This is a genomic window from Chryseobacterium sp. FG46 (assembly GCF_057809135.1).
This window is the reverse complement of record NZ_JBMDJJ010000043.1, coordinates 1-23410: the sequence shown is the minus strand read 5'-3', so window position 1 is coordinate 23410 and position 23410 is coordinate 1. Positions and strand designations below refer to the sequence as shown.

At 37.5% G+C, this 23410-nt stretch carries 20 protein-coding genes; 11 read left to right on the top strand and 9 right to left on the bottom strand.

Going from position 1 to position 23410, the window contains the following annotated elements; translation table 11 throughout:
• Nucleotides 1-647: 647 nt before the first annotated feature.
• On the bottom strand, nt 648-1217 hold the full coding sequence (gene tpx, locus ACODR7_RS20355) for a thiol peroxidase (RefSeq protein WP_083688905.1): 570 nt from the start codon (nt 1215-1217) through the stop codon (nt 648-650).
• A gap of 308 nt (nt 1218-1525) precedes the next feature.
• Between tpx (ACODR7_RS20355) and ACODR7_RS20350 the strand changes: the two genes are divergently transcribed.
• The 4 genes from ACODR7_RS20350 (at nt 1526) to ACODR7_RS20335 (ending at nt 4918) form a co-directional block, all read left to right on the top strand.
• On the top strand, nt 1526-3154 hold the full coding sequence (locus ACODR7_RS20350; RefSeq protein WP_488841968.1) for an NADP-dependent glyceraldehyde-3-phosphate dehydrogenase: 1629 nt from the start codon (nt 1526-1528) through the stop codon (nt 3152-3154).
• A 166-nt stretch (nt 3155-3320) separates the two neighbouring features.
• Nucleotides 3321-3680, top strand: coding sequence for a DUF7716 domain-containing protein (locus tag ACODR7_RS20345; protein ID WP_276967477.1), 360 nt, complete (start codon nt 3321-3323; stop codon nt 3678-3680).
• Nucleotides 3681-3804: 124 nt separating this feature from the next.
• Complete coding sequence (locus ACODR7_RS20340) at nt 3805-4314, top strand: RNA polymerase sigma factor (protein WP_465090943.1); 510 nt, start codon at nt 3805-3807, stop codon at nt 4312-4314.
• Between the two features lie 13 nt (nt 4315-4327).
• Entirely contained in the window at nt 4328-4918 is a 591-nt protein-coding gene (locus ACODR7_RS20335; RefSeq protein ID WP_413930903.1) for a hypothetical protein, read from the top strand.
• A 41-nt stretch (nt 4919-4959) separates the two neighbouring features.
• Here the strand turns inward: ACODR7_RS20335 and ACODR7_RS20330 are convergent, their stop codons facing one another.
• Complete coding sequence (locus ACODR7_RS20330; RefSeq protein ID WP_488841966.1) at nt 4960-6498, bottom strand: S41 family peptidase; 1539 nt, start codon at nt 6496-6498, stop codon at nt 4960-4962.
• Nucleotides 6499-6668: 170 nt separating this feature from the next.
• Here ACODR7_RS20330 and ACODR7_RS20325 point away from each other — a divergent pair, with 170 nt between their 5' ends.
• Nucleotides 6669-7766, top strand: coding sequence for an MBL fold metallo-hydrolase (locus ACODR7_RS20325; RefSeq protein WP_488841965.1), 1098 nt, complete (start codon nt 6669-6671; stop codon nt 7764-7766).
• Here the strand turns inward: ACODR7_RS20325 and ACODR7_RS20320 are convergent, their stop codons facing one another.
• Entirely contained in the window at nt 7767-8054 is a 288-nt protein-coding gene (locus tag ACODR7_RS20320; RefSeq protein ID WP_488841963.1) for a GNAT family N-acetyltransferase, read from the bottom strand.
• 489 nt (nt 8055-8543) lie between these two features.
• Between ACODR7_RS20320 and ACODR7_RS20315 the strand changes: the two genes are divergently transcribed.
• From ACODR7_RS20315 to ACODR7_RS20305, 3 genes are all read left to right on the top strand, one after another.
• Nucleotides 8544-8999 carry a hypothetical protein gene (locus ACODR7_RS20315; RefSeq protein ID WP_488841961.1) on the top strand — a complete coding sequence of 152 codons (456 nt, stop codon included), beginning with the start codon at nt 8544-8546 and terminating at the stop codon, nt 8997-8999.
• 104 nt (nt 9000-9103) lie between these two features.
• Nucleotides 9104-10009 (top strand): helix-turn-helix domain-containing protein, encoded by a 906-nt coding sequence (locus ACODR7_RS20310; RefSeq protein ID WP_488841959.1) that lies wholly within the window; start codon nt 9104-9106, stop codon nt 10007-10009.
• Between the two features lie 86 nt (nt 10010-10095).
• On the top strand, nt 10096-11097 hold the full coding sequence (locus tag ACODR7_RS20305; protein WP_488841957.1) for an aldo/keto reductase: 1002 nt from the start codon (nt 10096-10098) through the stop codon (nt 11095-11097).
• A 104-nt stretch (nt 11098-11201) separates the two neighbouring features.
• On the opposite strand, the gene ACODR7_RS20300 is transcribed toward ACODR7_RS20305, so the two are convergent.
• From ACODR7_RS20300 to ACODR7_RS20275, 6 genes are all read right to left on the bottom strand, one after another.
• Entirely contained in the window at nt 11202-13394 is a 2193-nt protein-coding gene (locus ACODR7_RS20300; RefSeq protein WP_488841955.1) for a TonB-dependent receptor, read from the bottom strand.
• Between the two features lie 82 nt (nt 13395-13476).
• The gene (locus tag ACODR7_RS20295; RefSeq protein ID WP_488841951.1) at nt 13477-16293 is read right to left on the bottom strand and encodes a T9SS type A sorting domain-containing protein; all 2817 of its coding nucleotides are present in this window, start codon (nt 16291-16293) and stop codon (nt 13477-13479) included.
• A 71-nt stretch (nt 16294-16364) separates the two neighbouring features.
• Nucleotides 16365-16811 carry a hypothetical protein gene (locus tag ACODR7_RS20290; protein ID WP_488841950.1) on the bottom strand — a complete coding sequence of 149 codons (447 nt, stop codon included), beginning with the start codon at nt 16809-16811 and terminating at the stop codon, nt 16365-16367.
• 169 nt (nt 16812-16980) lie between these two features.
• A complete protein-coding gene (locus ACODR7_RS20285; RefSeq protein ID WP_488841948.1) occupies nt 16981-19200 on the bottom strand; it encodes an NADP-dependent isocitrate dehydrogenase in 2220 nt (739 codons plus the stop codon).
• 107 nt (nt 19201-19307) lie between these two features.
• On the bottom strand, nt 19308-20414 hold the full coding sequence (locus tag ACODR7_RS20280; RefSeq protein ID WP_488841947.1) for a DUF8740 domain-containing protein: 1107 nt from the start codon (nt 20412-20414) through the stop codon (nt 19308-19310).
• Nucleotides 20415-20427: 13 nt separating this feature from the next.
• Entirely contained in the window at nt 20428-20880 is a 453-nt protein-coding gene (locus ACODR7_RS20275) for a T9SS type A sorting domain-containing protein (protein ID WP_488841945.1), read from the bottom strand.
• Nucleotides 20881-21037: 157 nt separating this feature from the next.
• Here ACODR7_RS20275 and tpx (ACODR7_RS20270) point away from each other — a divergent pair, with 157 nt between their 5' ends.
• The 3 genes from tpx (ACODR7_RS20270) to ACODR7_RS20260 all read left to right on the top strand — a co-directional run bounded on the left by tpx (ACODR7_RS20270) (nt 21038) and on the right by ACODR7_RS20260 (nt 23298).
• Nucleotides 21038-21538: a thiol peroxidase gene (tpx, locus tag ACODR7_RS20270; RefSeq protein ID WP_488841943.1), complete on the top strand. Its 501-nt coding sequence runs from the start codon at nt 21038-21040 to the stop codon at nt 21536-21538.
• 75 nt (nt 21539-21613) lie between these two features.
• Nucleotides 21614-21961, top strand: a complete 348-nt coding sequence (locus ACODR7_RS20265) for a VOC family protein (RefSeq protein WP_488841941.1) — start codon at nt 21614-21616, stop codon at nt 21959-21961.
• A 125-nt stretch (nt 21962-22086) separates the two neighbouring features.
• Complete coding sequence (locus ACODR7_RS20260) at nt 22087-23298, top strand: DUF763 domain-containing protein (protein WP_488841939.1); 1212 nt, start codon at nt 22087-22089, stop codon at nt 23296-23298.
• Nucleotides 23299-23410: the final 112 nt, after the last annotated feature.

Below are 23410 nucleotides of genomic sequence, written 5' to 3'. Positions count from 1 at the left end.
GCAAAAATAAAACGTTCTCAATTTTATCGGAGATAAAATCTTTGCGCCTTAAGACTGTTTATTTTAATAACAATTTGCGCCTCTGCGTTTCCAACAAAAAATCACAATACAAAAACTCAGCTGCATGCTGAGTTTTTTGATTGTGTTGGGAAAACGCAAAGACGCAAGGTTTTAAAGTATTGTATTCTATTTAAGGCGCAAGAAAATCAAAAATTTTCAGCAAAAATAAAACGTTCTCAATTTTACCGGAGATAAAATCTTTGCGCCTTAAGACCGTTTATTTTAATAACAATTTGCGACTCTGCGTTTCCAACAAAAAATCACAATACAAAAAACTCAGCTGCATGCTGAGTTTTTTGATTGTGTTGGGAAAACGCAAAGGCGCAAGGCTTTAAAGTATTGTATTCTATTTAAGGCGCAAGAAAATCAAAGATTTTCAGCAAAAATAAAACGTTCTCAATTTTATCGGAGATAAAATCTTTGCGCCTTAAGACCATTTATTTTAATAACAATTTGCGCCTCTGCGTTTCCAACAAAAAACCACAATACAAAAACTCAGCTGCATGCTGAGTTTTTTGATGTTAAACCATTAAGAACATCGGTCTTATTCTTCATATTCTTAACTATTTAAATTTTAATGTAATTTATTATTTCACCGCCGCAATGGCTGCTTCATAGTTCGGTTCCTGAGAAATATCCGGTACCTGCTCTTCATAGATGATCTTGCCTGAAGGGTCTATCACCACAACCGCTCTGCTCAGAAGTCCTTTCATTGGAGAATCTACCAGCTCCACACCATAGTTCCAACCAAAATCGGAACGGAAATCTGAAAGCATTACCACATTTTTGATTCCTTCAGCACCGCAGAATCTTTTCTGGGCAAAAGGCAGATCTTTGGAAATACAAAGGACTACAGTATTGGGAAGATTTCCCGCCTCTTCATTGAAATGATGCACAGAAGCTGAACAAACACCAGTGTCTACACTCGGGAAGATATTCAGAATAACATATCTTCCTTTGAAGGAATCCAGCGTCTGATCATTCATATTCACATCTGTAAGGGTAAATTGGGGAGCCGGCTTATTCAGTGCCGGTAATTTGGCATAAGTATGAACTTCTTTCCCGCCCATTAAAACAGTATTGGTTGCTTTAGATTTTTGAGCAAAGCCCACTGCAGAGAAGAATAGCAGTGTGCCGCAAACTAATTTTGAAAACATGAAATTTATTTTTAAGCTAAATTATTCTTTTTTTAGGAGCTAAGATTAATTTTAATTCAAATAGATCGAATCTATGGTCAGATTATTTTTTTCAACACAATTTACTTTTACCTTTATCTTACAAAATATAGTTGTTTCAAAGGTTTCATTCTGAATGAAATAAAATGTAATGAAGAATCTCATATAAAAATCAATAAAGACTCTTCCTTCGTCAGAAATCGAAGATTCGACGTAGTCAATGACAAAAGTCAAATAATTTAAATTTTGAGACAATTTCAAATTTATCACATAAAAAAATAGAAAGATTTATGAGTTCAGAAAATATGGCATCATTCCATCACATTTTTAAAGGAGAAAACGAAATTCCGGAAGAATATAAAGTTCCGGTTATCCATCAGAGAACTTATCTTTTGAATGGGGAACTGGTAGAATGGAACGGCGATGTGACGGAAATTTATTCTCCGGTGTGCATCCCCACAGAAAACGGATTGGAAAGAAAGCTTCTGGGAAGTATCCCGAATATTGGTCCGAACGAGGCTATGGAAGTTCTTGAAGCCTGTGTAAAAGCCTATGATAACGGACTTGGCGAATGGCCTGCCATGTCTGTGGAAGGAAGAATCAAATGCATGCAGAAATTTGTCTATCTGATGATCCAACAGAGAGATCTGGTTATCAGACTGCTGATGTGGGAAATTGGCAAAACATTGGCCGATTCTACCAAAGAATTTGACCGTACTGTAGATTATATCAATCAGACCATTGATGCTCTTAAGGATCTGGACAGAGAATCTTCCCGCTTTCAACAGGCTGAGGGAACCATTGCACAGATCAGGAGAGCACCGCTGGGTGTGGTTTTAAGCATGGGACCATTCAATTATCCTCTGAATGAAATTTTTACCACACTGATTCCTGCTCTGATCATGGGAAATACTATTTTGTTTAAACTTCCCAAACATGGTGTTCTGGCTCATTATCCTTTATTAAACGCTTTCAGAGAAGCATTCCCGAAAGGAACTGTGAATACATTATATGGAAAAGGATCAGAAATTATCACTCCGGTTATGGAAAGCGGAAAAGTGAATGTGCTGGCTTTTATAGGATCAAGTAAAGTGGCTAACGGACTAAAAAAACTGCATCCGAAAGTGAACCGTTTAAGAGCTATTCTGAGTCTGGATGCTAAAAATGCAGCCATTGTTACTAAAAATGCAGATCTGGATGTAGCGGTGAGCGAGTGTATTTTAGGAGCGCTTTCTTTCAACGGACAGCGTTGTACAGCATTAAAACTGATATTCGTTCAGAAAGAAGTGGCGCTGGCATTTACAGAGAAATTAAGTACTGCGGTCTCTGCGCTGAAGGCCGGGCTGCCATGGGAAAAAGAGGTGAAGGTAACACCACTTCCGGAAGTCAACAAACCTGCTTATCTGAAAGAATGTATTGATGATGCCTTACAGAAAGGAGCTGTGGTGCTGAATAAAAATGGCGGCTATACAGATGAGTCTTTTGTTTTTCCTGCAGTAGTATATCCTGTAAACAGTGATATGAAGCTGTACCATGAAGAGCAGTTTGGTCCTGTAATTCCTGTTGTTCCGTTCGAAGATATAGAAGAACCTATAGAATATCAGGTGAATGCTTCCCATGGGATGCAGGTAAGTATTTTCAGTGAAGATCCGCATGAGGTAGCGAGACTCATTGATCCGTTTGTAAACCTTGTAAGCCGTGTCAATATCAATTGCCAGGCGCAGAGAGGTCCTGATGTCTTTCCTTTTACCGGAAGAAAAGACAGTGCAGAAGGAACACTTTCCGTATTTGATGCGCTGCGCTCATTCTCTATCCGGTCTCTGGTGGCTGCAAAGCTTACAGATTCCAACAAAGAGTTACTGAACACCATCGTCAGAGAACATGATTCCAACTTTTTAAGCACTGATTATATTTTCTGATTCTGACGGGTATTGTATTTAACATAAAATAAAAGTCCTCAACAAACCAAGGTGTTTGTTGAGGACTTTTTTAACTTAATGCCGGAAAATAGAGTTTTGTGTTATAATAGGATGGTATTCTATAAAATTTCTATCTTTAGAACATTGAGTTGTAAAAAAATATCACATGGATGATTTTAAAAATCAGGTGTATTCTATAGAAGAATTCCTGGAGCTTGTAAAGAATAAACAGGATAGGAAAGCATCCTTTGACCCGGAATATAATTATGCGGTTTACTCTTCTACGGAAGAGTTTAAACCTGAAATGAAAGTTTTTATCGGAGATCCTTTGGATATCGGAGGGAATGATCATGAAATCTTACCTGATTTCGTTTTTCATAACAAGCTTCACTATATGTGTTCTGATGAAAATATTCAGGATGTGGTGGATCTTGCTTTCAGACAGCGTGCTGATGTTACCTCTTCGCAGCTTATTAATGCCCTGAACCATTATCTGGAAAAAGATGATTTCTTAGATTTTAAATAATAAAAGAATTACATACTTAAAATAAATAAACCTGATATAAAAAATGTCAGGTTATTTTTATTTCTTTTGTAAAAATCTGTAACAATTTTTTTAAACGAAAACTAACTCTATAGAGTAACAAGCTATGACCTCATTAGAACAAGAGTTTATACGTAAAATTGAACAGCATAAAGGAATTCTGTTTAAGATTTCTAAAATGTACATGACTGAAAAGGATGATCGTGATGATCTTTTTCAAGAGATTACCTATCAGCTATGGAAAGCATTTCCCGGTTTCAGAGGTGAAAGTGAATTTTCTACATGGCTATACAGAATTGCTTTGAATACCGCTATTATTTTCCTGAAATCAGAAAAGAGAAGAAGCTTTATTGCCCATGAAGATTTTTCTAATCAAATCATTATCCAGGAAGATTATGATGATCGTAAAGAAGAACGCCTGGCTGAAATGTATCAGGCAATACATCAGCTTAATTCTATTGACAAGGCTTTTATCTTCTATTATCTGGAAGATTTTTCAGGAAAGCAGATTGCAGAACAGATGGGAATTTCTGAAGGCAATGCAAGAGTGAAAATGAACCGGGCAAAAAATAAACTTAAAGAGATCTTAAGCCAAATAAAAACCAACCAACATTAAAATCAGTAATCCCATGAATATCGATGAATTGAAAAATACCTGGAACGAAGATATTGTGGAGGAAACTCCCGAAATAAGTATAGAACAAAGCAATAAACTGAATCTTCCTCTTGAAAAGATACGCAAAAATATGCGTGTGGAATTCTGGTGGATGATAGGAATCTTTGTCTTTGCTTTTCTGGTGTGCTCAGTATGCAGACCATTTAAACTTCAACTGTACATCACGGTATTGATTGCCTCCATGCTTATTGTCACTGTTTTCTTTTTCAGTAAGTTCTTTAAGCTATATAATGAAATCAGTAATCCTGCACCTAAGACTTATGATTCTTTGAAAGATCTCGTGATGCAGCTCAATCTTAATAAACAATATTATCTTTCCTATTACATCAGTTTTGCCCCGTTTCTTGTGTGTGAGATCCTTATCGTCCTGGAGTTTATCCCGTGGCCAAAGCCTTTGAGTGAATTGAAGATTGCAGTGATCTTAATTAGTACAGTAACCGTAGGATTATTTTTGCTTTATTTTGTTGGAAGATTCTGGTATCAACGCTATTATGGAAGGTATATCCAATATATTGAAGATCTTTTGGAAGAATTAAAAAGATAAAAAGAGTTCGGCGGGCTGAAAGCCCGCCGAACCCATATTCATTACTGTCCTTTATTTTTTTTTTCTTTGGCAATTTCGTTCTTTATCCAATCCAGCTGTGGATCTTTTTGATCAATAATATCCTGCATGTTTTCAGTAACGGTCACATCCGGAACAACCCCTTTCCGTGAGTCTGAAAAATTGATATTAGGCTGAACCAGAAGCAGACCTATGGGAAATCTTATTTCAGAATTGGGAAGCTTCTGATAGGAATAAAAACCGGCAACAGTTCCATCATTGGCACCTCCTGTTTCTTCTCCCACAAGTGTCGCTCTTTTATCATTTTTAAGTTTGGCGGTAATAATAGAAGATGCCGAAAAGCTTCCTCCGTTGATGAGTACAAAAACTTTTCCGTGGAAGGCTTCCTTTTTAGGTTTTGTAGGTTTGTCAGCCTTCATTTTGTAGAATACCTTTCCATCCTTTTTATAAGTACTGAAAGTCTGTGCAAAAAAGTAACTCGGATAGGCAATACTTTTAAGAGCATATTCCAAAGGTGTACTTTTTCTGAAATAATTGGTGCGTAAAGGAACATTTCTAGAAGTTAGCTGAGAGGGTTTGATCAGAGTAAACGGTTCATCAGCTAAATAGGAATACAGGTTATTGATTTCATACAAAGAGCCGCCATAATTATTTCGGACATCTATGATGAGGTAGGGAGATTTTGCATGGTTGATCTTGGCAAAAGTCTTTTTATAAAACTCATCCGAATAATCCCTGGAAAAGCTTTTCACCTTAATATAAGCAATAGTGCTGTCTTTGTCCAGAAATTTGAAGCTTCTGTTATAAGAATTACTCGAAGCTACATAATCGTTCAGCTTCTTTTCGGGAGTCTTTTTCTGCATTTCCTTATCCTTTTCAAGGTCAGAATCAGATTTTACTTCTCTGGTTAAGGTATACGTTCTTTTTTCACCATTATAAAGGGTTTCAAGAGTGGCTTTGCTGCCAAAACCATTTTCCGCAGTATAAAAATTAAAGAACAGATCTTTTAAAAAGTACGGATGGAAAGTGGTATTATCACCATCACTGCTGATCAGGCTTCTGTACTTCCTGATATAATCAGATACAGGAACATTATCGATTGATAGAATTTCAGTTCCAGGTTTTATGTGTTCGATAGAATCTTTGTTTTGAATGATATACATGCGGTCTCCAGATATATAATATTCAAAACGGCTGAACATTCCTTTTTGGTGTTCAAGCCTTTTAATTTCCTCTTTTGTAAATTTCTTTCTGGGAATTCTCAAGGAAAGATGTCCTTCACGAATTCCGGCAATGACAGGCTGAAGTTTGAAATAAAACTGAAGAGGGGTAAGAGGCTCGTTGATGGTCTGCTTAAGACTGTCAAATTTACGCTCCAGTTCCTTCCTGGAAATATACCAGTATAACTGAGGATGCATTTGCTGTAATTTTGAATAGGCAAAGTCCACATCTTCTTTAAGTTGCTCCGGTGGAATACATGAGGCCCGCTGTTCGTTGTGCTTTTGTACAGAAGCACAAGACGAAAAAATAGCGAGAAGAAATATTACCGAATAATTTTTCAATGTATCTGAGTTTTTTAGGGTGCTAAAATAGAAAGTTTAAAATTAATCCTGACCTAAACACCTGATAAATTTTTAAAAATACCTGATAAATTTAGTTAAAAAATGGAGTGAAATGGAATAAATTTTCATTTAAAAACAAAAGTCAATACATTTGATATTATTTTGTACAGATGATTTACTGGATTATTACCTGTGTGGTTGTTTTGACGATTACCTTTTTTATCGTGATCAATATGAAAGCGTTTGGTGGAGTTCCAAAAGGCAAGAGACTGAAACGCATAGAGCAGTCGAAACTCTATAAAAAGAGACAGTTCCGGAATATCAGCCATACTCCTTCCATTACAGAAGGCTACAAGATGTGGAAAGTAACCTATGATTTCTTCCTAGGAAAGAAAGATCCGCTGTTGAAACCTCTGAAAGCAATTCCATCCCTTCATACCAATCTTAAAAACATTGATAAAAATGAAGATGTATTCATCTGGCTGGGGCATTCCTCTTATTATCTGCAGACAGATGGAATTTCCTTTTTAATAGATCCTGTCCTGAGTCTGTATGGTTCACCCTTTAAATACTTTAATAAGGCTTTCAAAGGCTCAGATATTTTTAAACCTGAAGACATTCCCGGTATAGACTATCTGGTTATCACACACGATCATTTTGATCACCTGGATTATCCCACCGTAAAATCTATTGAGGAAAGGACGAAAACGGCCATTATCCCTTTGGGAGTAGGAGCACACCTTGAAAGATGGGGATATGCTGAAAACAAGCTTATTGAAGAAGAATGGGGAACAGAAGTTATTCTAAAGAATGATATAAAAATTGTTTTTACTCCTGCCAGACATTTTTCCGGCAGAAGAGTAAAGCAGAATGATACGCTTTGGAGCTCATATGTTCTGATAACGCCTACGAGGAAAATTTTCTTAGGAGGAGATAGTGGCTATGATTCCCATTTTAAAACAATCGGTGAGCAATATGGACCTTTCGATTATGCTGTTCTTGAAAACGGACAGTATGGAGAGGCATGGAAGTATATTCACAAATTACCGGAAGATGTAATTCAGGCTGCTATTGATCTTAAAACACGGCGTATTATCCCTGTTCATTCTGCCAAATTTGCATTGGCGCTTCACCCGTGGAATGAGCCTTTACAAAAGATAGCGGCTCTTGGAAAAGAAAAACAGCTTAATGTCCTCACTCCCATGATCGGTGAGGTGGTAGATCTGAATCAGCCGGAACAGGAATTTACAACCTGGTGGGAAAACTGATCAGGCATGCCATATTTCTTTATACCTTGCAGGGTGATTTTCAAACTGCTGTCTTACAAAATCACATTCCGGGTCTACAAGCAAATCTTTTTCTTCTGCATAGCGTACCAGCTCGTCCAGCAATAGTTTGGCATAGCCTTTTCCCTCACGCTCTTCCTCAAGTTTCGTATAAAATACAATAAGCAGCCTTCCGTCAACCTCTATGGACATATAACCTGCCTTTTTCCCATCGATAAGTAGCTGCAATTCATCCTGATATTGAGATACCTGAAACTTTATATTTTCCATAACAATGTAAGATTTGGTTGATTAAAACTAATTTGAGAAAATTCCTTTAAAAATATTCTCTCCATTAAAATTACGAAATTAAATCATATGAAGTAATATTTTTTAGGAATCTTAACGGATTTTATAACGTAAATCGAATAGTGGAAGATAAAAGATGTTGTTGGTAAAATTCAATAGAGGTGAGCTTTATCCCGCCACAAGATAAACAACTTGTCCTTTGGTTTTAGCCAAAACATAAGAAAACAGACTCTCAGACTTGCATTTTTAATTGTTTGATTTTAGTAATTAATATGATTTTCCTTAATGAAATGAATCGTGTTCGATTATGAATTTAGAATAATTAACATTCAATAAGTAGACGAAAGAAAAGAAAATATTTTAAAGATAATCAGGTATTTGTGATTTTTTTTAACAAATATTGGTATTTTCGATTAAGAGTTGGCACTTTAATTGACTATCCTTTAATGTTTAATTTTAAAGTGGAGCGAAATGAAAAAATTAATATTAACAGCATTATTGGTCGGGACATTTAGTTTGAGCTATGCCCAATCTGATTACTATGATTATAGAAGGAGTATCTCGGATATCAACTGGCAAAGAGTAATTACTGATCTTGTGCTTTCAACAACACAGGCTAATAAGATTTACGTGTTGAATGACAGATATCGTGATTATGATACCTGGAGCAGAGTCTATGTAGTAGAGCCGGGAAGATGGAGGAATGACCGTTATTCAGAGCTGGAAAGAATTTTGGGTAGAGAAAAGTATATCATCTTTAAAAAGAAATATTACAGAGGTCAAAATCCGGTAATCGTCTATGGAAGAAATAAAAACGATTATAAAAAATACCGTAAACAACAGGAGAAGTATTACAAAAACCAGGAGAAATACTACAAAAAACAAAATAAACATCATGGTCACGGACATCATGATGATTGGGATTAGCCCTATGATCAACTTAAATGACTGGCATTTTTTGTCAGTCATTTTATTTTTGAAAATCCGGCAGTATTGTTATTTGATTTGTTTGATTTTTATAACTTTGATCTATGGAATCACACGAGTCACTCAAAGGTTTTTATGAAAGAAATGCTCCCAATCTGGCATCACAGTGTATTGGTGTCAATACAACGGGGCACTTCAATGTATTTTCACGGGAATACTGTTCTCCACTCACACCTTACAGCAGAAGAGATTACTATAAAATATCACTCATCATAGGAAAAGGAAAACTTCATTATGCCGATAAATGGATCAAAGTGGACCGTCCGGCATTATTGTTTTCCAATCCCATTATTCCCTATTCGTGGGAAGCTGATGATGAGGATCAGAAAGGTTGGTTCTGCCTGTTTACAGATCAGTTTCTGCATAACGGAAGCCGTATGGGAAACCTACAGGATTCTCCGCTGTTCAAGATAGGAGGAACACCTGTTTTCTTTGTAGATGAAGAACAGCAGAAGATACTTGCTGAGATCTATACCAAAATGATGACGGAGATTCAGTCGGAGTATATTCATAAATATGATATGCTGAGAGCGTATCTTCATCTGATGATTCATGAGACGATGAGAATGCAGCCGGCAGAAAGTTTTGAACCTTATCAGAATGCTTCACAAAGGGTAGCCTCTTTATTTATGGAATTGCTGGAAAGACAATTTCCAATCGACAGTCCTGAGGCTTTTCTGAAATTAAAAACGCCGAATGATTATGCACAGAGTCTCTCCATTCATGTGAATTCTTTAAACCGTTCGGTAAAGGAGATTACGGGAAAAACAACCAGCCAGCAGATTACCGCAAGGATTATTCAGGAGGCCAATGCCTTACTGAAACATACAGATTGGAATATTGCCGAGATTGCCTTCGGATTAGGTTTTGAAGAACCTGCTTATTTTACCAATTACTTTAAAAAACAAACCGGAATTACTCCGAATGCCTTAAGAATGAATGTTGTTTGATTTTTATAATTCTTAGTTTGAAATCTATATCGGGGTTGGCTTCCGGATGTTCTAATTTTGTCATGTAAAATTAAATCATACCTATCATGAAATTTAAAAAATTAGGAAACACAAAAGAACAGCTATCAGCAATTGGTTTAGGTTGTATGGGAATGAGCTTTGCTTATGGTCCCACAGATGAGCAGGAAAGTATCAATACTCTGCATAGAGCATTAGATTTAGGAGTAAACTTTTGGGACACAGCTGATATGTATGCCAATGGAGAAAACGAAAAACTGATCTCTAAAGTTTTAGTACCCAACAGAGATAAAATTTTCATTGCAACTAAATTCGGATTCAGGTTCAAAGATGGTAAAGCTAGCCACAGTGGCGCTCCCGGAACTTATTTTGACGGTTCTCCGGAATGGATAAGACAGGCCGTAGATTTAAGTCTTCAAAGATTAAAGATTGATACCATTGACTTGTATTATGCTCACAGAGTAGATCCAAATGTTCCTGTAGAAGAAACCGTGGGAGCGATGGCAGAGCTGGTAAAAGCTGGTAAAGTGAAATATATCGGATTGTCTGAAGCTTCAGCGGAATCTATCAGAAAAGCTAACAAAATTCATCCTATTGCAGCATTGCAGTCAGAATATTCTATCCTTACGAAAGATGTTGAAAAGGAAATTCTACCAACCATCAGAGAGCTTGGGATTTCTTTAGTGCCATACTCACCGTTGGCAAGAGGACTTTTTACCAATATTTACGATGTACAGAAGCTTGGTGACGATGACTTTAGAAAATCATTACCGCGTTATCAGCAGGAATATCTTGAAAACAATACCAAACTGGCAAATGAGATCAATGAATTTGCCGCTTCCAAAGGAGTAGAAGGAACGCAGCTGGCATTAGCATGGGTGTTGAATCAGGGAGATGATATTATCCCGATTCCCGGCACAAAGCGAATCAAATATCTGGAAGAAAATATTGCAGCAGTCAATATCGAACTTTCCCAATCCGATCTGGATACCATTGATGCCATTCTGAAAAAATACCCGAACGTAGGAGAAAGGTATACTGAAGGTTCAATGAAACTTGTTAACAACTAAAGCTTCTTAAATAGCAAAAAACAGAGTTCCCGTAATGAAAGGAACTCTGTTTTTTTTTGCTGTGATCATTTGTTTCTGTAAGCCACAAATAAATTCAGTCAACATTAAAAATTATACTTTATATTAAATCCTGTAAAGAAATACGCTTTACCCGTACCGGGATTCACATCGGTATACACCGAAGAATTATTGTACTGGTTATCTGCATCCGTATCGTTGATACTGTTTCCGTAAAATAAGAACGTGTAATTGATCTGATTGGTCAGGTTATTTCCTATAACAAATACATCCAGAAGCCATTGGTTGAAGCTGTGTTTATAGCCTATTTTAGAGTTTAAAAGGCCAAAACTCTTTACTTTATTGGTGTTAGCAAAGTCAGTGTAGACTCCTCCCATAAAATTATAGGTATTTTGCCAGTATAGCCCAAAGTGGGTTTCAAAATCCAATCCGGCAGATAATTTAGCTTTGGGTACGCCTACTACATTTTTGTTATCATAAACATTCACTCCTGCAGGCTGCCCGTCTTCCTTTAAATACGTACTGAAATTGGAATACTTAAAATCATTATAAGTATAATTGACAAAAGGCTGAATTTTGGAAACAAAGGAGCGGGTAGGTTTGTAAGAATATCCTATGCTCATTTCCAATCCTCTGTTTTTTTGATCTCCGGTGTTAGTCCAATAAGTATAAGGTGTCTTTTCTGCATTGGACATTGTAGCTCCTAATTGCGTAAGTTTATCTTTGATGTTGATGCTGAACAGCGAGATCTGATAATCTATGGAAGTGTTTTTGATTAACCCGTGTACACTGAAGTCCCACATTTTTGCTTTCTCCGCAATTAAGTTGTCATTGGTTACATTCAGCCCGGCTATAAAAGCAGTGGCAGAAGTAGGAGCGTTATATCCTTCACTGTAGCTAAGGTTGAATATCTGATTTTTCCATACTTTCTGAAGTGCAAAATGAGGAGTGGCTACCGCTTTGAATTTTTTATCAAAAGACAGGTCTTTTTTATTGATACTCGGTGCAAATAAACCGGGTAGAGCCAGCAGATCTTTCCTGTTATAACCTATCTGATTGATGCTCACCCCTGCAAGGAACATTAGATCCCATGGTTTATAAGTGAACTTTTCAACCGCAAAATAGTTGTTCTGATGATTCATATTTTTAAAATAAGATCCGTCAGAAAGGGGTCTCAAAATAGGTGGCTCGGTACTCTTTACGCTTTTATACCGGTAATTGGTGATGGTAGACTGTGATTGCTGTATTTCAACACCAAATTCTGTCTGACTGTTGAAATCATACCAGTCTTTATTTAAGTTAAAGACAGAACGTACTCCGTAATTGGAAAAAGAAGAGGTTTCATAAGCTCCAGCAGCAATTCTATCCCCTGTGGTTCCTGTATAAAATACAGTTGTATTATTTTTGAAATCAGGAGTGATTTGCCAGATATGACCCACTCCAACTCTGGAAGTAACGAATTTTGTTTTGGCACCTCTTCTTATGTAGGCAAAGTTTCCGTTGTCGATCCCATTATAATAATCAGCATAGGAAATCTGGCCGGAGACCTGTTCCAGGGAATTTCCATGAGTAGCGAGTAAAGTGATCTTTTGTCTGGAGTTCAGTTTAAACTCTCCATTGATGTTGTAAAAGTTTTTGATGCTTTTACCATGAGGACGATATCCGTCGCTTCCGATATGTCCGTAGTTGGCTGTGATGGAATGATTGTCTCCTACACTGGTGACAGAAGTAGCACTTTGAAACAACCCGAAAGAACCTGTGTTGAACTGCTCAGAGATAGAAGTCCCTTTTCTGGTTTCAGGCTGTATATATAGCCTTACTGCTCCTCCGGAGCCTCCACCATATAATGTGGCTGCCGGACCTTTTATAACTTCTATACGATTAACAAGCCCGAAATCAACATCATCTAAAACAGTAACTCCGTCTGCTCCGGTAAGAGGTATATTGTTGAGGTACATCTTAATCCCCCAATTGTTAAACTTCTGATCGTTCCCATAGCCTCTCACTACAATTCTCTGCCCGCCCAATTGGGTTCTTTTTTCTACCTGAACACCGGCCATTGTACCCAGGCTCTGTTCTATAAATGCCGGATTATTGCGGTTTATTTCATAATCGGAAATAACCTCTGTAGACTGTGCGTGCCTTTTAAATTCCTCTCGTTCTTTTGCTACTTTTGCTCTTGCATCAATCTCTATTTCATCAATGCTTTTTGCATTTTCCTGTGCGTTAGCAAATCCCATTAATGACAATGAAAGAGCGATAATGTGTTTTTTTTTCATTAATTTTCGGTTGTGTATTAGAAATAAAGCAAAAAAAGTAAGCATATGCTTACTTTTCTGCTTTTTGTGAAAATTTCAAGAATTATTTTTTGATAATTACTGAAGTATATATCATGCTGCCATTTTGCGAAGCTTTCAGTACATAGTCTCCTTTGCCTAAGCTTTCAATATTAAATTCTTCATCAGATTTAATATTTTTCTTTGTCATTACCAGCCTTCCGGAAGCATCATAAATCTCAATGTCCATCGGCTTGCCGTTTTCAAGTTTTACATGAATAGGACCTCTGGTAGGATTCGGATACACACTATTGTTGAGAAGGTTGTGATTCGATTCGGAAGTAGATAAAGTTGTATTGCTGATTCTGGTAGTAAAAGCTCCTCTTCCATACGTTACTGCAAGGATTGTTTTATCAGATGGACGGTAATCAAAGTGATTCACCTTAAATTTCCCTAAACCATCGGAATATAAAGCCCATGTAGGAGATGAAGACTGGAAGTTGGCGGTTCCCCATACCCCGTAATAAGTTCCCAGAATCACTTCATTATTGTCTTCAGGATTCATAAATATAGCTTTAACAGGGATATCTGGTAGATTTCCTTCTTTGGATGCCCAGGTAGTTCCGCCGTCAGTACTGTAGAATACGCTGGTTTTATTAAAGTTGGATACAGTTACCATGATCTCATTTTCAGAAGCACCCAATTTTACGTCTGAAATATAACCGCCAAAGTTATAGTTGATCTGTGAAGTGCTGTGAGTCGCATTGGCATTGGTTACTTTGAACAATTTTCCGGAGGAAAGCCCGATAAATAGAGTAGTACTTGCTGTAGTGTAAGGAGATACAAGAATATCCGTAACAAATTCACCAGCCGTTACACTGGCAATGGTAATCTGGGCTTCTGTAAGACTTAAGGGTACACTTGCAAGCCCGCTTACCCTGTTCAGTACAATTGAGGTTGAACTGGACGCGTTGGCATTGCTATAAGATATGTCAAGATTTCTGTCTACAGCAAGAGGGTTTATAAATTGCCCTGCATCCCTTTGAGCAGCATTAGACATAAGATAATAGGATCCCTGTGGAGTGAAAATAATATGGTAGTTGTAAACATAAGATGCGATATAGTATTTGTTCTGATCATCAAAGGCTGTATAGGCTCCATCTCCACCATACACTTGCGAAGTGTTGTAGAAGTTATTGGCTAAAGCAGCTCCGGAAAGTCTTTGTGTTCCGTTATCCTGCGCCCCTAAAATCATATTTTCATTAGCAAACGTAGAAGATGGGTTTAATGTTCCATGATAGAATTGAGTCACATTAAACCTTTTATTTCTCATACCAATAGCCGTAGTATTAGCCAGATTGTTTTTATTTGAAGCCAAGAAAATACCTCCGTCATTCCCCATTATAAATTGGCTTGTATTTCTTGGATTGAAAACCAAGGCGTGCTGATCGGCATGCACCAGGGAAATATTGGTAGTTCCCATCACATTATTATTTGACCATTTGGTATACTGAGTCCATGTAGCACCTCCGTCTGTACTTTTATAGGAATCTACACCTCCAACATACACGTGCTCATCGTTGTCAGGATCGGTTTCAATAACCAGATCATAAAAGGACTGGCCTCGGGTAAAATCATTGTCAGGTTGTGAGGTATCCACAGGATTAGGCAGTGTAATTCCTGATCCGGCTACATTGGTTGATATCCATGTAGTACCGCCGTCTGTAGTTTTTGCAATTCTTACAGGTTCTGAACTTGATGCTCCCTGCATCAGGGCATAAGCTTTCAAAGGATTGGTATTGGAAACCTCTACCATAACCCTTGAGCTGTTGTTCCCTACATTATAGACATTCGTAAAAGTAGCCCCATAATCGGTAGATTTGAAAATTCTTCCCCCGGAAGCAGATCCGCTGAAGCTGCTTCGTCTTGTGGCTACCCAGATTGAATTGTCTGCACCTACTTCTATATCCTGTATATCATATCCACGGGTAGCCGTGGCAAGTAAGCTGTTGACCAACGTAAAATTGGTGCCATCAGTAGATTTGTACAAACCGGCTTCATTTAAACCGACAAATGTGGCTGCATCCCCGAAATATGTTCCTGAAACCCCGGCGTACACTTCTGAAACCCCATTGTTGTTCACTACTTTTATAGCCGGAACGTTATACATTCCTTTTTTTACCCCATTGGAGGAATATCCGTTTTCGAGATTAAACACCTGCTGCCAGGTAGCTCCGCCATTGGTTGTTTTCCAGATTCCCAGTCCGCTGAAGTCTCCGGTTTCCACTTCACCTGTTCCCACATAAAAAATCTGCGGGTTATTAGGATCGGAAGTAATACAGGATACGGTAGTGTTGGACCAGAAAGCATCTACCAACGTCCATTCAGAGTTGGCATCGGTGATGTCATTATTGTACCAAAGTCCACCGGAAACTCCACCTGCCCAAACTTTTTTACCGGTAGAGTCATTCGGATCAAACATAATACCTCTCACTCTTCCTCCTACAGAATAAGGACCTCTCTCTATCCACAAATTGGTAATGCTTTTGTTGGCTGTACCTCCTCTGGCACCATTGAAAATTTTAAGATTTTGCTGAGCCTGGAATTTTCCATTCTCTACTTTTCTTTCAAGGTCAACGTAGTTTTGGTTATTGATGGTTCCTGTTTCAGGATCCATTGTAGCAATAAAGTCCTGTAGATAGTACTCATCAGGTGGTTTTTGATTGTGCTCTTTGGCAAACTTTAGGTTTTTCTGAAAAGTATTTGTAATATCCTGAATGTGTTTCAGATATTTTTTATTGACTTTCGAGTTAGGGTTTTCTTTACCTTGAGAAGGTTGTTGAGCATTCAAATATAACGAGGCTATAGTAAAGCCAAGTCCGAAAATTGATTTTATTTTCATATTGTTTTTTTAAAACAATAAAAATATGAATTTTTGTTGTATAAAAACTATTTTATAAAATAGTTTTTAATTTATCGGGGTGATTCGCTTTCTTTTACTTGTCTTTGGGTGTTTTCATTGCGGATCTTTATTTTTTGCTTGATGATTTTCTTGGTTCTTACATTTTCATAGACGAGATAGATATTATTCAGATCAAATTTTTTTTCTGGCATATGATCTACAACTCCGGTTTTTTCGTTTATGGTAGGGTATTCCTGATTCTCAGGAAAGTATACTCCCTGCAGATAGATAGCCCCATTCTTATTTTCTTTTTTTAATACGATTTCAACATCTCCCACCAACAGATATTTTATATCAAGCCGGAGATTGTCTTTGATAATGATATTGAATCTTTCTGATCTTGCTCCTTGTAATCCTCCCATATTGCGGGTATGAGTTGCTTCGATTACTTTAAAGTACTGAGCGGAAGAACAGCTGCTGAATAGGAGCATGAGTAAAATATAATGAATGGCTTTCATGTCTGTAGTTTCAAATTATAAAATTAATATACAAAAACATATCCAAAGTGCTGAGAATAAGTTTTTAAAGACGAGAGAGTTGTGTTTTGTACAGATAGTAATCACAAAAATAAAAACCTTGCAATCTAAATTTGCAAGGTTTTTGTATAATTAATTTAATTTTCTAAAATTAAATTCCGTCAATGATTTCATTTAGAACTGTGCTTGGCCTCATTGCAGCATATGTCTTATAGGTATCAGTCTTATAGTACCCTTCAATGTTCTGAGGTTTACCCTGAGCACCAATTAATTCTGCATTGATTACTTCTTCGTTTTCCTTCATAGCAGCAGCCACCGGAGCAAACTGAGCAGCCAGTTCAGCATCACCAGTCTGGTTTGCTAACGCTTCAGCCCAGTACATTGCCAAATAGAAATGAGAGCCTCTGTTGTCAATCTGTCCTACTTTTCTTGCAGGAGATTTGTCGGTAGCTAAGAATTTGGCATTTGCTTCATCCAGTGTATCAGCTAAAACCTGAGATTTTGTATTTCCCTGAGTTTGTGCCAAATGTTCTAAAGAAGCCTGAAGGGCAAGGAATTCACCTAGAGAATCCCATCTTAAGTATCCTTCTTCCAGGAATTGTTCTACGTGTTTTGGAGCAGAACCTCCGGCACCTGTTTCAAATAAACCGCCACCGTTCATTAATGGAACAATAGAAAGCATTTTTGCAGAAGTACCCAGTTCAAGGATTGGGAAAAGGTCTGTTAAATAATCCCTCAATACGTTTCCTGAAACAGAGATTGTATCTTTACCTTCTCTTGCTCTTTTCAGTGTTTCAGTCATTGCATCTTTTACATCAAGGATTCTGATGTCAAGACCTGTTGTATCGTGATCAGCAAGATATTTCTCTACTTTTTTGATGATTTCTCTGTCGTGAGCTCTTCCTTTGTCTAGCCAGAAGATAGCCGGAGTATCAGATAATCTGGATCTGTTTACCGCTAATTTTACCCAGTCCTGAATAGGTGCATCTTTAGTCTGACACATTCTGAAAATATCTCCTTTTTCAACTTTTTGAGAAAGAAGAACGTTTTCGTTTTCATCCTGAACCTCAATGGTTCCGTCTGCAGAAGCCTGGAACGTTTTATCGTGAGAACCGTATTCTTCAGCTTTCTGAGCCATTAAACCTACGTTTGGAACAGATCCCATTGTAGTAGGGTCCAGTTTTCCGTGCGCTTTCATATCGTCAATTACAGACTGATAGAAACCTGCATAAGAACGGTCAGGAATAATGCAAACAGTATCTTCTTCATTTCCGTCTTTGTTCCACATCTTACCTCCGCCTCTTACAAGAGCAGCCATAGAGGCATCAACGATGATGTCAGAAGGTACGTGGAAGTTGGTAATTCCTTTATCAGAGTTTACCATTGCCACTCTAGGTCCGTTTGCCAAAGCAGCTTCAATATCAGCTTTGATGTCAGCTTCCTGAGCATTTCCTTTTATTTTATCGAAAAGATCTGCAAGACCGTTATTTGGATTGATGTCTAAAGACTTGAAAGTCTCAGCATATTTAGTAAATACTTCTTTGAAGAAAGTCTCAACAATAGCCCCGAAAATGATTGGGTCAGAGATTTTCATCATCGTCGCTTTAAGGTGAGCAGAAAGAAGTACATTTCTTTTCTTCGCTTCCTCGATAGCTTCCTGAACGAATGCTTTTAACGCATTTAAGTTCATTACAGAAGAATCAATGACTTCACCAGCCTGAAGACCTGCGAAATCTTTTAATACAGATTCAGAACCGTCGTTTCCTTTGAATACGATTCTGTATTTTGTAGCGTTTTCTAATGTTGTAGAAGTTTCTGTACCGTAGAAATCACCGTTGTTCATGTGAGCTACGTCAGTTTTGCTGTCAGATGCCCAGTCGCCCATTCTATGAGGGTTTGCTTTTGCATAGTTTTTAACAGCTTTTGGAGCACGTCTGTCAGAGTTTCCTTCTCTTAATACAGGGTTTACAGCACTTCCCAATACTTTAGCATATTTAGCTTTGATTGCTTTTTCTTCATCATTTTTAGGCTCTGCAGGATAGTTTGGAACTGCGAAACCTTTACCTTGTAGTTCAGCAATCGCTGCATCCAATTGAGGTACAGAAGCAGAAATGTTAGGTAACTTAATGATGTTAGCGTCAGGTTGCGTTGCCAATTCTCCTAGTTCTGCCAAAGCATCGCTGATTTTCTGGTCGTCTTTTAAAAACTCAGGAAAGTTGGCTAGAATTCTTCCTGCCAAAGAAATATCCGGAACAGCAATTTCGATATCTGCTGATTTTGTGAAAGCTTTTACAATTGGTAAAAACGAGTGAGTAGCCAGCATTGGAGCTTCATCAGTAAGTGTGTAATAGATTTTTGATTTTTCTGACATTATACTGTTATTTTTTATTTGAAATTTTAAGTCCAGCAAATTTAGTAAATATCATTGTTTTATTTAAGATATTTCCATAAAAAAAGAGGTCTCAGACCTCTTTAATTTTATATTTGTGTAATTGTATATGCTCCGCTACCGTTAAAGTTAATACCAAATTCTATTTTAACATTTTTTGGCGTGGCAGTAAGATTGGGGATTGTAATTGAAGCGCCGTCGATATCTAAACTTCCGTCATTTAAATTATCACCGAAATATTCACCATATAGGGCATCGTTAATTTTGATCTTAAATCCATAAAAGTTAGAAGAAGTTACCCCATTAAAGATAACAGAAAATTTCTGAGTGGAAGGATTATAAGATAAAGGAGAAACTGATACCTGAGAACTAGAATTATTCAGAATAATTTCAGGAACCAAATTTTTTATTACTACGGTTGTATAGCTGCTGTACTTTGTCATTCCAATACTGTAGAACCCATTGGAGGGTGCCGTAAAATTTGTTCCGTTAGCTACAAGAAATCCAGAGTTGTCTGCTCCATATACCTGTGCGGAAGAAGAAGGAGAGGTAATGAATTTTATTTGGGTATTGGCAGGAAGATATTTGTATCCTATTTTAGAATTTCCCTTGTTTCTCATAAAATCTGCCGCAGAAGGATTGAAGGAATTATGAGAACCGTACATGTATAGGTCAGCAGGAAATGTACTGTTTGAAGATTGGCTTACAGGTAGATTCAGGTTACCAGAATTATCAACACTCAATGTATAGTTTGTTCCATTCGGAGAAACCAGTGTAATTCCCTGTCCGGCACCTGTTACCACTGTTTTGGCAACCTGAGCATAAGGAACACTCATCAATTGATTTACACCAACGTTGGTATAATTAGAACCACCATTGGGATCCATTTCCACTTTTACAAATTTGGTGTTTGTTCCCCAGTTGATCGCTCCGAAGTTTCCGGTGGTGGCGGTTCCCTGCCCAATATTCAGGTTAACCAGACCTTTAGCGTTCGTAGTTTTAGTATGAGTTTCGGAATATAAAACCGTTCCTGTAGCTGAGTTTTCTAAAATGCTTACCTTCAAAGAAACATTCCCATTGGCAATCGGAACTCCTGCTGCGTTAAAAGCAATTGTCTGGTAGCTGAAAGCTTGTGGAACCTGCGCACTTAATAACGTAGCAAGGAATAACCCTATAGTAGAATATAATTTTTTCATGTTCAGATAGTTTTTAAGGTTTTTTAATAATTTTAATGGGTTTAATATCAGAATTTTTGAAAACGATCATATAAACACCTTGTTGAAGCTGTCTTAGATCTAATCGTTCTGATTCTAATTTTGTTGTAAAGAAAAGCTTTCCGGAAAGGTCATAAATTTCTACGCTTTCAATTTTTGATTTTGAATTTAATTTCACGTAAATAAAATCAGCGGTAGGATTGGGATAGATTTTTACATTGTCTTTTTCAAGTTCAGAAACTCCTAAAACTTGTAAAACAGATTGATAAAGCATTCCCATTGTGCCCGAATTTGCCTGATCAGGATCGGTTGGGATAACATAAATTTCTCCTACCGAATGCGTAAAGCTATCTTCTGAAACTGCACCGGAATTGATATTTCCAATCACAGACTGGGAAAAACCCAAAAAAGGAACTCCAAATAGCAGAAGAGTAATTTTTTTTCTCATTTTCATCATTTTTTAAGGAGGGGAAATATAGATTTTTTTTGCAAAAAAAATGGGGATTTAAGTTTTTTTATTTTCACTTTAAGATTAATTTAACGATAATAAGACTGTGAAAATTTTCTTTTTTGATTAAATTTGGAGAACTAAAAAAATAAATATTATGTCGACGACAATCACTTTAAAAGGAAACGAAGTACACACAATAGGAACACTACCATCAGTAGGAACCACTGTAAAAGACTTTGCATTGGTAGACTCAGGATTAGCGGTAAAAACGCTGGAAACTTTTGCAGGAAAGAAAAAAGTATTCAATATTTTCCCAAGCATTGATACTCCTACCTGTGCTGCTTCATCCAGAAAATTCAATGAAGAGGCTTCAAAACTTGACAATACAGTGGTGATCAACGTTTCTAAGGACCTTCCATTCGCATTAGGAAGATTCTGTGCCGCTGAAGGATTGAATAATGTGGAAACACTTTCAGACTTCAGAAGCAGCTTCGGAGACGATTATCAAGTGACTATCACAGACTCTCCTTTGAAAGGTCTGTTGAGCCGTGCCGTGATCGTTACAGACGAAAACAATAAAGTAGTTTATACTGAGCAGGTTCCGGAAATTGCTGATGAACCTAATTACGATGCTGCTCTTGCTGCATTGAAATAGTAGAAATAATTTTTTGTAAAAAGCCTTGTGAATGTAATTTTTGCAAGGTTTTTTTTGAATAAAAACGAATGCAAAATGATAAAAAGAATCATAGCCAATATTAAAACCAATGATCTTTCCAGAGCCAATCAGTTTTATCAGGATATTCTGGAACTGAATGTTTTGATGGATCATGGCTGGATCAAAACACTGGGTAATGATGAAGAAGCCAAAATTCAGATAAGTTTTGCAGAACAGGGAGGAAACGATACGGAAGTTCCGGACCTTTCCATTGAAGTGGATAACGTAGATGAAGTCTATGATAAGATGAAAAATGCGGGTTTTGAAATCACTTACGAACTTACCAATGAAGAATGGGGAGTCCGCAGGTTTTTTGTTAAAGATCCATTTCAGAAACTGATCAATATTCTATCTCACCAATAAATACAAATACAACTAGCCAAGACCTGAAAAAACATCATTCTGCAGAAAGACTATTTCTTTTTAATGGCCAGATTAATTTGACCCCAATCATAAAAAAAATGGAATATTAAAGCTAATTTTGTATAATGAAACGATCAGGAACAGCAGATTTACCCCTTCACTATGGCAAAGTACCGCCATGGCTGTATGAACGTATGTCTGTTCTGGGACTTTCCATTATTGAAGTCATTCTGATGGATTATGGTAAAGATGAGGTTTTGCGCCGTCTGGCAGATCCTTTCTGGTTTCAGAGTTTTGGAGCGGTGATGGGGATGGACTGGCATTCTTCAGGAATTACCACTTCCGTTATGGGTGCTTTGAAACGCTCTGTTAATCCTAATTCTCAATCTCTGGGACTTTATATCTGTGGTGGAAAAGGGAAGTTTTCCCGTGAGACTCCATCAGAGTTAATTAAAATTGCAGATAAAACCGGACTGAACGGAACAGATCTGGTAAGAGCCAGCAAACTTTCGGCAAAAGTAGATAATACAGCTATTCAGGATGGGTATCAGTTGTATTTGCACAATTTTATTCTTTCAGACAATGGAAACTGGAGTGTAATTCAGCAGGGAATGCATGAATCCGACGGAACAGCAAGACGTTACCACTGGCATTCCGAAAACATCACCTCATTTGTAGAACAGCCGCACACAGGAATCAACGGGATTTCCAGAGGGAAAATTCTTAACCTTACCGATACTGAAGCTTCGGAAAACAGAAAAGGAATTCTTGATATTTCCCATACTGATTCCGCAGAAGTGATGAAGGATTTCGCCAGACTGATTCTTCCTGCTCATCATGATGTTCAGGCTTCTGATGTTGATTTGAAACGGCTGGGAGCACTTCTGTATGTCACCAGAGAACAGCAGCCTCAGAACTTTGAAGATTTGCTGATGCTGGAAGGAGTAGGGCCAAGAACCATGCAGTCATTGGCTTTGGTAAGTGAAGTGATTCACGGCGCGCCGTCAAGATTTGCTGATCCGGCGAGGTTTTCATTTGCCCATGGAGGTAAAGACGGACATCCTTTCCCTGTGCCTATCAATACGTATGATGAAAGTATCAGCATCCTTAGAAAAGGGATTGAAAAGTCCAAACTGGGAAATTCTGATAAGCTGAATTCTTTAAACAAACTTCACCAGATTGTTACTGAAGCAGAAAAAGATTTTACCCCGGGTTTTGATATCCAGCAGGTGATTGAAGAAGAAAGACAAAACTCCTGGCGTTTCGGTGGCAAAACTGTATTCGGTGATGCCCGGAAACCCAATTCTCCAAAATCTATACAGCTTTCACTCTTCTAAGTTTCCTATTTCTTTTAAAAGTTGGCGATTACTATTATCGGCAAATAGTTATTCCCCTCCTCTGGACTATCGTGTGGACACATCTTTAAAGATTTTGTAAGCTTTGGCTATA